Annotated in this window: 16 protein-coding genes and 1 tRNA gene; 11 read left to right on the top strand and 6 right to left on the bottom strand. The window is 68.8% G+C overall.

The features are described 5' to 3' along the window. The first annotated feature begins 390 nt into the window (after positions 1-390). A complete protein-coding gene (locus tag ABZ717_RS02810; RefSeq protein WP_358504541.1) occupies positions 391-1,542 on the top strand; it encodes a serine/threonine-protein kinase in 1,152 nt (383 codons plus the stop codon). A gap of 70 nt (positions 1,543-1,612) precedes the next feature. Here ABZ717_RS02810 and ABZ717_RS02805 read toward each other — a convergent pair. Further along, positions 1,613-1,687: transfer RNA gene (locus ABZ717_RS02805), tRNA-Leu, on the bottom strand. A 92-nt stretch (positions 1,688-1,779) separates the two neighbouring features. Continuing rightward, on the bottom strand, positions 1,780-2,262 hold the full coding sequence (bcp, locus tag ABZ717_RS02800) for a thioredoxin-dependent thiol peroxidase (RefSeq protein WP_067606639.1): 483 nt from the start codon (positions 2,260-2,262) through the stop codon (positions 1,780-1,782). A 340-nt stretch (positions 2,263-2,602) separates the two neighbouring features. On the opposite strand from bcp, the gene ABZ717_RS02795 reads away from it, so the two are divergent. Together ABZ717_RS02795 and ABZ717_RS02790 are read left to right on the top strand one after the other, a co-directional pair. After that, complete coding sequence (locus tag ABZ717_RS02795) at positions 2,603-3,700, top strand: CDP-alcohol phosphatidyltransferase family protein (RefSeq protein WP_358504538.1); 1,098 nt, start codon at positions 2,603-2,605, stop codon at positions 3,698-3,700. Positions 3,701-3,716: 16 nt separating this feature from the next. Beyond that, a complete protein-coding gene (locus ABZ717_RS02790; protein ID WP_358504535.1) occupies positions 3,717-4,115 on the top strand; it encodes a DUF3618 domain-containing protein in 399 nt (132 codons plus the stop codon). A gap of 82 nt (positions 4,116-4,197) precedes the next feature. On the opposite strand, the gene ABZ717_RS02785 is transcribed toward ABZ717_RS02790, so the two are convergent. Next, the gene (locus ABZ717_RS02785; RefSeq protein ID WP_358504532.1) at positions 4,198-5,418 is read right to left on the bottom strand and encodes an amino acid deaminase/aldolase; all 1,221 of its coding nucleotides are present in this window, start codon (positions 5,416-5,418) and stop codon (positions 4,198-4,200) included. Positions 5,419-5,597: 179 nt separating this feature from the next. Between ABZ717_RS02785 and purU the strand changes: the two genes are divergently transcribed. From purU to amaP, 8 genes are all read left to right on the top strand, one after another. Then, a complete protein-coding gene (purU, locus tag ABZ717_RS02780; RefSeq protein WP_358504529.1) occupies positions 5,598-6,485 on the top strand; it encodes a formyltetrahydrofolate deformylase in 888 nt (295 codons plus the stop codon). A gap of 275 nt (positions 6,486-6,760) precedes the next feature. Beyond that, positions 6,761-6,964, top strand: a complete 204-nt coding sequence (locus ABZ717_RS02775) for a CsbD family protein (protein WP_358504526.1) — start codon at positions 6,761-6,763, stop codon at positions 6,962-6,964. Positions 6,965-7,025: 61 nt separating this feature from the next. Continuing rightward, positions 7,026-7,487: an Asp23/Gls24 family envelope stress response protein gene (locus ABZ717_RS02770; RefSeq protein ID WP_358504523.1), complete on the top strand. Its 462-nt coding sequence runs from the start codon at positions 7,026-7,028 to the stop codon at positions 7,485-7,487. Positions 7,488-7,489: 2 nt separating this feature from the next. Then, positions 7,490-7,807 (top strand): hypothetical protein, encoded by a 318-nt coding sequence (locus tag ABZ717_RS02765; protein WP_358504520.1) that lies wholly within the window; start codon positions 7,490-7,492, stop codon positions 7,805-7,807. A 41-nt stretch (positions 7,808-7,848) separates the two neighbouring features. Continuing rightward, positions 7,849-8,022, top strand: a complete 174-nt coding sequence (locus tag ABZ717_RS02760; RefSeq protein ID WP_190318529.1) for a hypothetical protein — start codon at positions 7,849-7,851, stop codon at positions 8,020-8,022. 14 nt (positions 8,023-8,036) lie between these two features. Beyond that, positions 8,037-8,405 carry a hypothetical protein gene (locus ABZ717_RS02755; protein WP_358504516.1) on the top strand — a complete coding sequence of 123 codons (369 nt, stop codon included), beginning with the start codon at positions 8,037-8,039 and terminating at the stop codon, positions 8,403-8,405. Beyond that, complete coding sequence (locus ABZ717_RS02750) at positions 8,402-9,007, top strand: DUF6286 domain-containing protein (RefSeq protein WP_358504513.1); 606 nt, start codon at positions 8,402-8,404, stop codon at positions 9,005-9,007. The genes ABZ717_RS02755 and ABZ717_RS02750 overlap by 4 nt, the downstream gene beginning before the upstream one ends. A gap of 2 nt (positions 9,008-9,009) precedes the next feature. Further along, positions 9,010-9,600 (top strand): alkaline shock response membrane anchor protein AmaP, encoded by a 591-nt coding sequence (gene amaP / locus ABZ717_RS02745; protein WP_358504510.1) that lies wholly within the window; start codon positions 9,010-9,012, stop codon positions 9,598-9,600. Positions 9,601-9,788: 188 nt separating this feature from the next. On the opposite strand, the gene ABZ717_RS02740 is transcribed toward amaP, so the two are convergent. From ABZ717_RS02740 to gcvH, 3 genes are all read right to left on the bottom strand, one after another. Further along, complete coding sequence (locus tag ABZ717_RS02740) at positions 9,789-11,201, bottom strand: L-serine ammonia-lyase (protein WP_358504507.1); 1,413 nt, start codon at positions 11,199-11,201, stop codon at positions 9,789-9,791. 86 nt (positions 11,202-11,287) lie between these two features. Further along, positions 11,288-12,556, bottom strand: coding sequence for a serine hydroxymethyltransferase (gene glyA, locus ABZ717_RS02735; RefSeq protein WP_358504504.1), 1,269 nt, complete (start codon positions 12,554-12,556; stop codon positions 11,288-11,290). A 2-nt stretch (positions 12,557-12,558) separates the two neighbouring features. Beyond that, the gene (gene gcvH / locus ABZ717_RS02730) at positions 12,559-12,939 is read right to left on the bottom strand and encodes a glycine cleavage system protein GcvH (protein ID WP_358504502.1); all 381 of its coding nucleotides are present in this window, start codon (positions 12,937-12,939) and stop codon (positions 12,559-12,561) included. Positions 12,940-13,079 lie beyond the last annotated feature (140 nt).

Genomic DNA, 13,079 nt, shown 5'->3' with positions numbered 1-13,079 from the left:
CCGGTCCACGGACGTGGGCGGGCCGAGACGGCCGGGATCGTCGGCAACCTGGTGAACACCGCGGTGATGCGCGGCCGGATCGCACCGGACCTGACCCACGTCCGGGTCAAGGGAGGGCAAGGGAGATCCTCCTCACGGCATGTGTCGTGCTTGCTCGGACATAACGAAACCGAACCTATGTGTCACTCATCGGTTAACCGTAGGCGTGCTACCCGCGTCATACTGGTATAACGAGTGATCCGTGCACCTACGTGGTGACAGCGACCGCAATGCTCCGCAGGAGGCCACCATGGCCGGTGAATGGACCCGTGGATAACCGTGTCCTCCCTAGAAAACCCCCACACGCAGCGGCCAGAGACGTCGCTCGATTCCGCGCGTCCGGACGCGGCTGTGGATGAGCCCGTTGGTCGACTTCTCAAGGGTCGCTACCAGCTGACCTCCGAGATCGCCCGGGGCGGTGTGGGCACCGTCTGGCGCGCCACCGACCTCGTCATCAAGCGCGAGGTCGCGGTCAAGGAGCTGCGACTGCCCGCGGACCTGAGCCGTTCCGAGCGCGACTCCCTGTTGCAGCGCACCACCCGCGAGGCGCGGGTGGCCGGGCGCCTCACGCACCCCAGCCTGGTCACCGTCCTGGACGTGGTGGACGAGGACGAGCGGCCGTGGATCGTCATGGAGCTGGTGGAGGCCTCCACCCTGGAGGAGATCATCCAGGTGGGCGGCCCCCTGCCCTACCAGCGGGTCGCCGAGATCGGCCTCCAGCTCATCGACGCCCTGCAGGTGGCGCATGGCGAGGGCATCGTCCACCGCGACGTCAAGCCCGAGAACGTGATGATCAGCGCCGCCGGACGGGTGGTGCTCACCGACTTCGGTCTGGCCGCCTGGAACGGCGAGTCCGCGCTGAGCTCCTCGGGTCGCATCATCGGTTCGCCCGCCTACATCCCGCCGGAGCGGGCCAAGGCCGGTCCAGTGGGCCCCGAGTCCGACCTGTGGTCGCTGGGCGCCACGTTGTACGCCGCGGTCGAGGGCTACCCGCCCTACGACCGCAAGGGCTACATCAAGATCCTGCGCCAGGAACCCCTGCACGAGCCCAAGGCGGCCGCCAACGCCGGGCCGCTGGCCCCGGTGCTGGCCGGTCTGCTCAGGGTCGATCCGGCGGAGCGGCTGAGCGCGGAGAACGCCACCAAGATGCTGCGGATCGCCGCGCTCGCCCCGTGGTCGCCCGAGAGCTCGGAGAAGGACTCGGAGGAGTCGTCGACGGAGGTCGACTCCGACGGCGCGGTCACCGCCGAGGAGCGAGAGTCGGCCCGTGAGCACTTCCGCGCGGGTGCGAGGGTGCTGGCCGAGTCCATCAGCGAGCGGCTGCACAACAGCCCCGAGGCGATGAACTCGATCATGATGTCGATCCGCGAGTCCACCGACAACATGGGGCTGACCAGCCCGGGCAAGCACGCGGAGAAGAGCAGGCTTCCGGTGGCCGTCGGTGTGGGCGTGGGTGTGCTCGCACTGCTCGCCCTGGTCATGTGGGCCCTGCTGGGCCTGTAGAACCCTGGGCCCGTGGAACCCCTGAAACGACGGAACGACCCGACGAGAGCCGGGTCGTTTCCGAGTGGAGTGGGGCCGGCGGGATTCGAACCCGCACTGTACAGCACCTAAAGCTGCCGTCTCCTGCCGGTTGGACTACGGCCCCAACGGGGTAACTCTACCGGGATCGGCGGGGTGGACGGGAACCCGGGGGCACCGGTCGTCCGGTCTCTCGGTGACCGGACGACCGATCGCGGATCAGAGGCCCAGTTCGCGCTTGATCCGGTCGACGTGGCCGGTGGCCTTCACGTTGTAGAAGGCCTTCTGCACCTTGCCGTCGGTACCGACGATGAAGGTGGACCGGATGACGCCCTGGACGACGCGACCGTAGTTCTTCTTCTCCCCGAAGGCCCCATAGGCGGTCAGGGTCTCCTTCTCTGGGTCACCGAGCAGGGTGAAGGTCAGGCTCTCCTGCTCCCGGAACCGCGCCAGCTTCTCGGCCTTGTCGGGGGAGACCCCCAGCACGGTGAAGCCGGCGTCGGCGAACTCGGTGATGTTGTCCCGGAAGTCGCACGCCTCGGTGGTGCATCCGGGGGTCATCGCGGCCGGGTAGAAGTACAGCACGACGCTCTTGCCGGTGTCGGCCAGGACCTTGCTCAGGGTGACGGGGTCACCGTCGGCGTCGCTGAGGGTGAAGTCGGGGGCCTGGTCTCCGGGCTCCAGACGGATGGTCTCGCTCACGTGGTGTCTTCCTTCCGCTGCTGGTGGGCCGGGCGTGCCCGGCCCGTGTTCTGCATGCCTCACAGTATGAGATGCCCGGGTGGGTACGGGGTGCGGGTGGGGGACGCATCCGTGGTGGTGGTCGTGGGTGACGTGCGTGCTTCGGTTGCGATTCCGGTTCGGTTCATCCGCATTGGGGGTGGCCGACGGTCTGATCACCTATTGTTGACCGAACGCTCTCGGTTGGCCTGTTCTGGACCTCATGCCGTAGCGTGCGCGGGTCGCCGGTGACCCGCCGGCATGTCCGGCGTCGCAGCCGGGCCGGAGCACATCCGTTTCTCTTTGGGAGTAGTTCGCGCCGATGTCCGGTTTCACACTCGACGAGGTCAGGGCCCGCACCCTCAAGGAGCGCGATTCCTGGTGGACCGTGTACCTGGTGGACCCGATAGCGGTCCGGCTGGTCCGCTTCTTCGCCAACCGCACCTCCATCACCCCGAACCAGCTGACGGTGGTCGCGCTCTTCCTCGGGCTGGGCGCCGCCGTGTGTTTCGCGTTCGGGTACTGGCCGCTGCTCATTCTGGGCGCCGCGCTGTACTACGTGTGCTTCCTCGTGGACTGCGTCGACGGCAAACTGGCCCGGCTCACCGACACCGAGACGATCTTCGGGGCCTGGATGGACTACGTGTCCGACCGGTTCCGGGTGCTCGTGTGCGTGGTCGCGCTGATGGGCGGACAGTACCGGGAGACCGGGCACGTGGCGTTCGTCTGGTTGGCGTTGGCCGTGGTCTTCCTGGACATGCTGCGCTACCTTAACGCCCTGCAGGTGTACAAGGTGCGGCGGGAGATGCGTTCGCACCTGGCGGCGGCGTTGGAGCGCGCCCGGGCGGCCCTGTCGATGCTGGACCCCGCCGGCGATGACACGGGCGCCGCGACCGGTCGCGGTGGCCGCACGATGAGCGATGGTGGCGAGCAGGCGGTTCTGCGGCACGGCATCGGCGTGTTGGAGCACATTCTGCGCAGCCAGAACGAGCGGGAGGCGCGCAACCAGCGCACGGCCGGCAAGCAGCCGGACCTGACCCTTCCCAAGGTCGACCTGCACCAGGAATTCCGAACGCGTTTCCCCTGGTATCAGCGGTTCTGGGCGGCGTTGAACGCCCGCCGCGTCCGTACCCACCTGGTGGGCGGCATCGAGTTCCAGGTGGCCGTCTTCGTGGTCGCGCCGGTGGCCGCGGTCCTGTTCGGTCCGCCCGTGATCGGCTGGATCACGGCCTTTGTGGGCGTTTTGCTGCTCGCCTTCGAGATCGCCATCATCTATAAACTGTGGTTGTCCACGCGGGACTTCTTCCGTGTGGTCGACGGAATCGATGGCGCGCTGAGATTCTCCGGTCCGTCCGACGGCGCGGAGGATCAGGGCCGGGACACCGGCTCGGACTCGGGCTCTCAGACAATCGTGCGCTAGTGGAGAGAGGCACTCAATGACGGCAGGCGACACCGAACCGCGCCAGACCGCCGCCGAGATCCAGGCCGAGATCGACCGCGAGCAGCGCCGGTTGGCCGAGACCTTGGACGAACTCGGTGTGCGGGCTCGCCCCGCCAACATCGCCCGACGCCAGGTCGACAAGGCCAAGGAACGCGGAACGCGACTCCTCGACGAGGCCCGTGCGCTGGTGATAGGGGGTGGAGCGGTCCGGGTGGAGAGCCACCTGGTGCATCCCGAAGAGGGCAGCATCGTGCTCAAGGGCGACGACAGGGTGGTGACCACCTACCAGTCGCGCGGTCGGTTGCCTCCCGAGGCGCTGATCCTCGCGGCCGGGGTGGGCACGGTCATCGCCGTGGGCGTGGTGGCCTGGGCGGTCCGCCGCAAGCGGAAGTAGGTTCCCGGCCCCCGGGAACGACGGGACGGGGCCCGCGCGTAGGTCGCGCGGGCCCCGTCCCGTGTCCGGCGGATCCGGTGCCTCACAGGAAGGTGCGGCCCTCGCCGCGGTAGGTGGGAACCGAACCCTCGTAGGTGCCGCTGTCGGAGTCGATCAGGTGCAGGGTGTCGAAGCGCTCGCACAGTTCGCCCGCCTTGGCGTGGCGCATCCAGACCCGGTCGCCGACGGACAGACCGCGAGCGGCCTCGCCGATCAGCGGGGTCTGTACCTCACCGGCGCCCTCGTTGGCGGTGTAGGAGAGCCCCTCGGGCAGGTACGGCACGGGCGGACGGTGCGCGTCGGCCGGCCCCGAGGCGGGATAGCCGCCGCCCAGGACGGTGACCACGCCGGGCGCGGGGCGCCGCACGACCGGCAGTGCGAACAGCGCGGCGGGTCTGCCCTGGAAGGACCGGTACTGGTCGAACAGGTGCGGTTGGTACAGCCCCGAACCAGCGGCCAGCTCGGTCACGGCCTTCTCTCGTCCGGTGGTGTGCAGACTGCCGGTGCCACCGCCGTTGACGAAGCGCAGCGGGGCCACGGCGCGGACCGCGCGGATGATGGCGGCCCGGCGCCTGGCCAGTTCGATGGCGGAGCGGCGCTGCACCACGCGCAGGATCCTCCCGTACAGAGGCCTGCCGGGGGGCGCGTCGCCCAGTCCGGCGATCTGTCCCTCGTAGGCCATGACGCCGTCGAGTTCCAGTTCGGGGCGGGCGACCACGGCGCGGGCCAGCTCCCGGGCCTGTTCGGGGGTGCGGACGGGGGAGCGGTAGGAGCCGATCCTCAGGTTCGATCCCAGCGGCTGCCAGCTGGTGTCGATGTCCAGGCACACGCGGATCCGGGGAACGTCGGTGCCACGGTCCGCCGCTCGGACGGCGGTGACGATGAGGTCCAGGTGCGCGGTGTCGTCGACCATCAGGGTGATGGCGCGGGCGGCGGCGGGGTCGCGGACGAGTTCGGCCAGGGCGGGGCGGTCCGCGGTGGGGTAGGCGACGAGGATGTCGTCGCTCAGGTGGGGATCGGCCTGGGCCAGCCAGAGGGCCTCGGGCAGGGTGAAGGCCATGATCCCGGCGTATCCGGGAAGTTCGAGGGTCCGGCGCAGGAGTTCGCGGCTGCGTACGGACTTGCTGGCGACGCGGATGGGACGGCCGTGTGCGCGCCGCGTCAGGTCGGCGGCGTTGGCGCGGAAGGCGGCCAGGTCGACCATGGCGAAGGGTGCCTGGAGCTCCCGGGTGGCGGCCTCGTACTTCTCACGCGGGCTTGTCATGGAGTCGAGCATGCCAGAACATGAATCTCTTTCATATTGTCCGAGGGGTCCGATCTGCGCGCTCGGACGTACCCGCTGGTGACATGGGATACGACTGGAACGACCCCAAGGGGCGAAGGCCCTGGATATCCTGGGTCGTCAGGCTGTTCGGCCGACGATCTGCGGGAGTGTTTCCTTCGATGAGCGAGCGTGAGTACGTTCTGACCCTGTCCTGCCCCGACAGCCGGGGCATCGTGGCGGGAGTGGCCAACCTTCTGTCCGACCACGGATGCAACATCACGGAGAGCCAGCAGTACGGTGACCACTACACCGGACGGTTCTTCCTGAGGATGCAGTTCATGGCCGAGGACGGCGGTTCGGGCGCCACCGGTGAGGACGTTCTGCGCGGTGCCTTCGCGGCCCTGTCCGGGGACTTCGGGCGGAGCGCGGACGGGGCGTTCGTCGAATGGAGCCTGCAGGCCCGGGACGTGCGTCCGCGCATGATCGTGATGGTGTCCAGGTTCGGACACTGCCTCAACGACCTGCTCTACCGACAGCGCAGCGGCCTGCTCGACATCGACATCGCGGCGGTGGTCTCCAATCACCCGGACCTGGAGTTCCTCGCGGACTCCTATGGGGTGGACTTCCACCACCTGCCGGTGACCCCGCAGACCAAGGGCGAGCAGGAGCGCAGGATCCTGGAACTGGTCGACTCCTACGACGTCGACCTGGTGGTGCTGGCCCGTTACATGCAGGTGCTCTCCGAGCAGCTGTGCGCGAAGATGTCCGGTCGCATCATCAACATCCACCACTCCTTCCTCCCGAGTTTCAAGGGCGCCCGTCCCTACCACCAGGCGCACTCGCGCGGTGTGAAGCTGATCGGTGCCACCGCCCACTACGTCACCGCCGACCTGGACGAGGGGCCGATCATCGAGCAGGAGGTCTCCCGGGTCGACCACACCCACAGCCCGGAGCAACTCACCGCGATCGGTAGCGACCTTGAGTCGGTCGCGTTGTCGCGGGCCGTGAACTGGCACGCCCAGCGGCGGGTTCTTCTCAACGGGGACAAGACGGTCATCTTCGACTGACCGGAGAATCGATTTTCGGACGCCAGGGGTACCGGCCGGTACCCCTGGCGTTCTTCTTGCCCGGGACAGGGTTCCCTGGGCTGGGTTTGGGGCAAGGATGGTGAGAACATGACCCTTCCCACCTGCAAAGCATTGCTTTAAGTGTCTTGGCGCCTACGAAGAGTGTCTATATGGTGTGATGAGGTCGAATCACCGCGTCCCCCGCACATCGGCGAGGGCGTGGCGTTTCGGTCCACACACCTTGAGCCGTACGGGCTCAAATCAGGGGGAGAAAAATGGGCAAGCACTTCGACGACGCGGTCGGCAAGGGCAAGAAGGCCTTCGGTAAGGCCACCGGCGATCACGGCACCGAGGCCGAGGGCAAGGTCGACCAGGCCAAGTCCAAGGCCAAGGACGCCACCGACAAGCTCAAGGACAAGGCGGAGGACGGCACCGGGTCCGCGGGCGACAAGATCAAGAACGTCTTCAAGCGCGACTGACGCGTCTCGACCGAACGTTCAGAACGGTTTGCACACTGTCTAGGGGGGACCAGTGTCGGAGATGAAGACCCAGTCCACGGTGCCGAGCGCCCGCGAATCCGGCGGTAGGCGTGACGCCACCGATGGTGGACAGGGACACACCCGGATCGCCGACGGCGTCGTCGCCAAGATCGCCGGCATGGCCGCGCGAGAGATCGGCGGCGTCCACGCCATGGGCGGCGGCACCGCACGCATGGTCGGAGTCGTGCGCGACGCAGTGAGCGGGGGAGGCTCCTCCGGGACGGTCGCCCAGGGTGTGTCGGTCGAGGTCGGGGAGCGCCAGGCCGCCGTCGACATCGACCTAGTCGTCGAGTACGGGGCCGCCATCCAGGACCTGGCCGCCGCGGTCCGCCGCAACGTCACCAGCGCGGTCGAACGGATGACCGGGCTCGAAGTGACCGAGATCAACATCAAGGTGGACGACATCCACCTGCCGGAGGACGACTCCTCCGACAACGGCGACTCCGAACCCAGGGTCCAGTAGCCATGGCCGGTGGCGAGACACCCGACCGGATCGCGCTGGAGATCGTCGAAGAGCTGGTCCGCTTCCCCGACGTGGTCGAACCGTCCTCCGGGCCCTTCGGGACCCTGAGCACCGCCACGCGGGGTGGACGGATCAACGGCGTCGCGGTGCGTGGGGACCACATCGAGGTCGGAGTGGTGGTCAGGTACGGGCGTCCGCTTCCGGAGATCGCCACTGAGATCCGTCGGGGACTGACTCCGCTGGCCGGCGACCGCACCGTCCACGTATCCGTGGAGGACGTGGTCGCCGGGTTGGACGACGGAGCGCGCGCGACCGGCTGAACACCGATCGAAAGGCAGGGCGTTTGATGAGAGGGGAAGCCATGTGGCCCATCGTTGGACTGTCCTACGGGACCGTACTGGGGCTGGCTGCGGCGTTCGGCGGGTTCCCCGCCTTCGCGCTGGTTCTGGTCCTGGGCCTGGTCGGATTCGTCGCCGGCCGGGCGATGGAGGGTGAACTCGACCTGGCCGAGATGTTCACTCGGCGTTCGGCCTAGACGGGGGAGTGAACGTGGTCGGGGTGCGAAGCGACACGGTTCCTCAACACAGGGTGCCGGGCCCACGAAGCGAGTCGAGCGGCGGGCAGGCTCGTACGCGCGATCCCGGGGGCCGCGTCGACATCCCCGGATCCGTCATGGAGAAGGCCGCGAGCGAGGCCACCGGTGAGGTCTCCGGGGCCCGGGCCGCCCGCTTCCGGTCGGCCCGGGCGAGTGTCAGCGGAGAGGTGGTCCTGTTGAGGCTGCGGATCGACGTGGACTATCCACGATCGGTCACCCGGGTGGCCGGTGACGTACGCGAACACGTCAAGGGCCGGATCGAGCGGATCACCGGCAAACAGGTCCACCACATCGACATAGAGATCGCGGAGTTGGTGCGATGACCACCGTGGAAGAGGCGCTCGGCCGTCCGGCCCAGAGCGTGGACCGTCGGGCCAGGCGAGTCGCGGTTCACACGTTCCGGCCACGTCGTTCGTGGCCGGCGGTGATCACCGGGTTCTTGGTCCTGGCGGTGGCGGTGATCGCCGCGGCCGAGGTCATCGCCGCGCTCGCGGGCAACCCACTACAGCTCTTCCCGGTGGGTGCGGCCACCGACTACGCGGCCACCACCACCTGGTCCGAACCCTCGGTGCAGATCGCCTCCGCGGTGCTGGCGCTGATCGGGCTGGCGCTGATCGTGGTGGCGCTGGCCCCGGGACGCAGCCGGTGGACCGCGCTGCGCACCGACGACCCCGCGCTCGTGGTGGGACTGACCCGCCCGGCACTGCGTCGCGCGGTGGCCGCCGCCGCCCAGGAGGTCAGCGGGGTCGACAACGCACACGTCACGGTGCGCGGCAACAGGCTTCGCGTCCATGTGCGCACCGGGATGCGCGAGGCGGGCGACCTGCCCACCGAGGTGACGCGGTCCGTGGAGCGACGACTGCGAGAGTTGGCTCCGCTGCGCAGCATGCGGATCGTCACGAACGTTCGATACGCGGAAGGTTAGCGATGGCTCGCGACAGGTACCGCAGGTCGGCGCGGGGCAACCGCCTGGGCCTGGTGATCGTCGGGATGTTGCTGCTCGCGGCCGGCGCCGCGGCCCTCGCGGCCGGGCAAGGGCTCTTCGGCTCGGGGCTCGCGGGCGATCCCCTGCTGAGCGACACCGCCAGAGGGGTCTTGGCCGGGCAGTGGGTCCCCTACGTGACCGTGGCGGTGGCCTTCGTCGCCGGGTTCCTGGCCCTTCGCTGGTTGTTGGTGCAGGGCATGAACGACACGGTGGGTCGCCTGTATCTGGGCCGAGGCGACGAGGGCAACGTGGAGATGCAGGAGAGCGCGGCCCGCGGCGCCCTCGAACAGGAGGTCTCCGAGTATCCGGGTGTGCGTCGGGCCAAGGCCCGCCTGACCGAGTCCGGCGACGAACCGCACCTGCGGTTGGCGCTCACCCTGGACGAGGACGCGGACGTGGCGCGGGTGTGGCGTCGGGTACGCGAGGAGGCGCTCACCAACCTGAGGTCCGCGCTCGACCTAGAGAAAGTCCCGGCGGTCATCCGGATGTCGATGACGGCTCCGGCCAAGAACCCCCGTCGCGTCCTGGCCTGATCGGGCGCGAAGGCCCGGTCCGGAAAGGGCGAGTCTGGTGGCGAGCGGTGCTCAAGCCACCAGACCCGGGGTGACGACCGTGGACCGGCGAACGGGTGGAAACGCTCTAGCCAGGCCCTCGGCCGTGCCCTCCGTACAACCCGCTTCGGCCCCGGTCCATTCCCGCCCAGGTCGACGGATGCCGCCGGTCAGCACTCGATGACGTTGACGGCGAGGCCGCCGCGGCTGGTCTCCTTGTACTTGTCGTGCATGTCGCGGCCGGTGTCGCGCATGGTCTTGATGACCTTGTCCAGGCTCACGAAGTGGCTGCCGTCGCCGCGCAGGGCCATACGGGTGGCGCTGATGGCCTTGACCGAGGCCAGGGCGTTGCGTTCGATGCACGGGATCTGGACCAGGCCGCCGATCGGGTCGCAGGTCAGGCCCAGGTTGTGCTCCATGGCGATCTCCGCGGCGTTCTCCACCTGGGCGGGGGAACCGCCCAAGACCTCGGCCAGGCCGGCCGCCGCCATCGAGGACGCCGAACCCACCTCGCCCTGGCAACCCACCTCGGCGCCGGAGATCGACGCGTTCTGCTTGAACAGTATGCCGATGGCCGCCGCGGTCAGCAGGAACCGCACCACGCCCTCGTCGCCAGCGCCCGGGCTGAAGTGCAGGTAGTAGTGCAGGACCGCGGGGACGATGCCGGCCGCACCGTTGGTCGGTGCCGTCACCACTCGCCCGCCCGCCGCGTTCTCCTCGTTGACCGCGAGCGCGTACAGGCTGATCCAATCGCTGCCGCGCATGGGGTCCGGATCGACGTGGGTGGGCGCGAGCAGGCCGCTCTCGTCGCAGTTGCCGCCCAGTTGACGGTAGAGGCGGTGCGCCCGACGGGGCACCTTCAGGCCGCCGGGCAGACTGCCCTCGGTCATCACGCCGCGCCGCACGCACTGGCGCATCACGGCCCAGATCTCCAGGAGCTCGGAGCGGATCTGCTCGGGGGTGCGTCCGAACGCCTGCTCGTTGGCGAACACGAGGGCGCTGATCGACATGCCGGTCCGTTCGCACAGCTCCAGCAGTTCCTCGGCGGAGGAGAAGGGGTAGGGCAGTTCGGTGTCGTCGGCCTTGATCCGGTCCGCGCCCGCGGCCCGCTCGTCCACGACGAACCCGCCGCCCACGGAGTAGTACACCTTGGCGGCCAGCTCCACCCCGACGGAGTCCAGGGCCACGAACCGCATCCCGTTCGGGTGGTCGGGCAGGCTCTCCTTGCGACGGAAGTCCACGTCCACGGCCGGATCGAACGTGACCACCGGGCCGTCGGGGCCGCCCAGACGCAGGGTCCGGGAGGAGCGGACCTCTTCGACGAGCAGGGGGACCGCGTCCACGTCCACCCCCTCGGGGGTGTGCCCCATCAGTCCCAGGATCACGGCGGTGTCGCTGCCGTGCCCCTTACCGGTGAGCGCCAGCGAGCCGTACAGCTCGACTCGCACGTGCGCGACCCGGTCGAGTGGACCGTCGTCGGCCAACCTCGACACGAAGGTCGTCGCGGCCTTCATCGGACCGACGGTGTGCGAACTGGACGGTCCGATACCGATCTTGAACAGGTCGAAGGTGCTGATGGCCATGGCTGTCCTCCTCGTTGAGCACAGGGTTCGGGCCGTGGGGGATGACGCCGTGCGGGCCCGACCGGGCCCACACGGCGGGAACGCCGCTACAGGTTCGGATAGAGCGGTCGCTTGGCGGCCAGGGTGTCGACCCGCGCGCGCAGGGCGGCGATGTCCCGCTCCGGTTTGAGGGTCTCGGCGATGACGTCGGCGACCTCGCGGAAGTCGTCCTCGTCGAAGCCTCGGGTGGCCAGGGCCGGGGTGCCGACCCGAAGGCCCGAGGTGACCATCGGTGGGCGCGGGTCGTTGGGCACCGCGTTGCGGTTGACCGTGATGCCGACCTCGTGCAGCAGATCCTCGGCATCCTGGCCGTTGATCGGCGAGTCCACCAGGTCCACCAGGACGAGGTGGACGTCGGTGCCACCGGTGAGGACCTTGACGCCCGCCTCGGTCGCGTCCGGCCGGGTCAGGCGCTCGGCGAGGATGCGGGCACCGGCGACGGTGCGACGCTGACGCTCGGCGAACTCCTCGCTCGCGGCGACCTTGAACGAGACCGCCTTGGCCGCGATCACGTGCTCCAGCGGACCGCCCTGCATGCCGGGGAACACCGCGGAGTTGATCTTCTTGGCCAGCTCGGCCTTGGTCATGATCATGCCGCCGCGCGGACCACCCAGGGTCTTGTGCGTGGTGGTGGTGACCACGTCGGCGAACGGCACCGGGTTGGGGTGCAGTCCGGCCGCGACCAGACCGGCGAAGTGCGCCATGTCGACCATGAGCAGGGCGTCGACCTCGTCGGCGATCTTACGGAACCGCTCGAAGTCCAGCTGACGCGGGTAGGCGGACCAGCCCGCGACGATCATCTTCGGACGGTGTTCCTTGGCGAGGGCGGCGACCTCGTCGTAGTCGACGGTGCCGTCCTCGTCGCGCACGTGGTAGGCCACGGCGTTGAGGATCTTGCCGGAGTAGTTGATCCGCATGCCGTGGGTGAGGTGACCACCGTGGGCCAGGTCCAGACCGAGGATGGTGTCGCCCGGCTTGAGCAGGGCGAAGTACACCGCGGTGTTGGCCTGGGCGCCCGAGTGCGGCTGCACGTTGACGTGCTCGGCGCCGAAGAGCTCCTTGGCGCGGTCGATCGCGAGCTGCTCGATCACGTCGACGTGCTCACAGCCGCCGTAGTACCGGCGGCCCGGGTAGCCCTCGGCGTACTTGTTGGTCAGGACCGTGCCCTGGGCCTCCAGAACCGCCTGGGGGGCGAAGTTCTCCGAGGCGATCATCTCAAGGGTGTCGCGCTGTCGGCCCAGCTCGGCGTCGACCGCCGCGGCGACCTCGGGGTCCAGCTCGCTCAGGGTCTGGTTGAGCAGGTTGTCGCTGGTCATCTTCAGTTCTCGCCTTCGATCAGCTTGGTGTACTCCGCGGCGGAGAGCAGGTCCGTGGGTTCCTCGGACACCCGGACCTTGAACAGCCAACCGCTCTCGTAGGGGTCGGAGTTGATCGTCTCGGGCGCCTCTTCGAGGGCCTCGTTGATCTCGGTGACCTCACCGTCGACCGGCGAGAAGATCTCACTGACGGACTTGGTGGACTCGACCTCGCCGGCCGGGTCGTCCGTGTTGACCTCTTCCCCGACGGTGGGGGCCTCGACGAAGACGATGTCGCCCAGCGACTCGGCCGCGAACGCGGTGATGCCGACGGTGGCCACCCCGTCCTTGATCACGACCCACTCGTGTTTGGCGGTGTAACCCAGCTCCGTGGGAACGCTCACTTCAACTCTCCTTGGAGATGCTCGTCCTTTGTGTGCCGTGCGCCCGTCGGACGCGCCGGCCCGACCCGACCTACGCCTGGTCACGCCCCGACCGTTCCGGTCCCTCGTGGGGATCCGGGTGGTGGCGCGCGCAGGTCCTG

The organism is Nocardiopsis sp. NPDC006832 (assembly GCF_040635885.1).
In the GTDB taxonomy this organism is placed as follows: domain Bacteria; phylum Actinomycetota; class Actinomycetes; order Streptosporangiales; family Streptosporangiaceae; genus Nocardiopsis.
The sequence above is the reverse complement of the archived record's forward strand: the minus strand, read 5'-3'. Positions and strand labels throughout refer to the sequence as shown.

Excerpts from the sequence above, each read along its gene's own strand:
- ABZ717_RS02795 (WP_358504538.1), top strand. The coding sequence starts at position 2,603 with ATGTCCGGTTTCACACTCGACGAGGTCAGGGCCCGCACCCTCAAGGAG.
- ABZ717_RS02790 (WP_358504535.1), top strand. The coding sequence starts at position 3,717 with ATGACGGCAGGCGACACCGAACCGCGCCAGACCGCCGCCGAGATCCAG.
- ABZ717_RS02785 (WP_358504532.1), bottom strand. The coding sequence starts at position 5,418 with ATGACAAGCCCGCGTGAGAAGTACGAGGCCGCCACCCGGGAGCTCCAG.
- purU (WP_358504529.1), top strand. The coding sequence starts at position 5,598 with ATGAGCGAGCGTGAGTACGTTCTGACCCTGTCCTGCCCCGACAGCCGG.
- ABZ717_RS02775 (WP_358504526.1), top strand. The coding sequence starts at position 6,761 with ATGGGCAAGCACTTCGACGACGCGGTCGGCAAGGGCAAGAAGGCCTTC.
- ABZ717_RS02770 (WP_358504523.1), top strand. The coding sequence starts at position 7,026 with ATGAAGACCCAGTCCACGGTGCCGAGCGCCCGCGAATCCGGCGGTAGG.
- ABZ717_RS02765 (WP_358504520.1), top strand. The coding sequence starts at position 7,490 with ATGGCCGGTGGCGAGACACCCGACCGGATCGCGCTGGAGATCGTCGAA.
- ABZ717_RS02760 (WP_190318529.1), top strand. The coding sequence starts at position 7,849 with ATGTGGCCCATCGTTGGACTGTCCTACGGGACCGTACTGGGGCTGGCT.
- ABZ717_RS02750 (WP_358504513.1), top strand. The coding sequence starts at position 8,402 with ATGACCACCGTGGAAGAGGCGCTCGGCCGTCCGGCCCAGAGCGTGGAC.
- amaP (WP_358504510.1), top strand. The coding sequence starts at position 9,010 with ATGGCTCGCGACAGGTACCGCAGGTCGGCGCGGGGCAACCGCCTGGGC.
- ABZ717_RS02740 (WP_358504507.1), bottom strand. The coding sequence starts at position 11,201 with ATGGCCATCAGCACCTTCGACCTGTTCAAGATCGGTATCGGACCGTCC.
- glyA (WP_358504504.1), bottom strand. The coding sequence starts at position 12,556 with ATGACCAGCGACAACCTGCTCAACCAGACCCTGAGCGAGCTGGACCCC.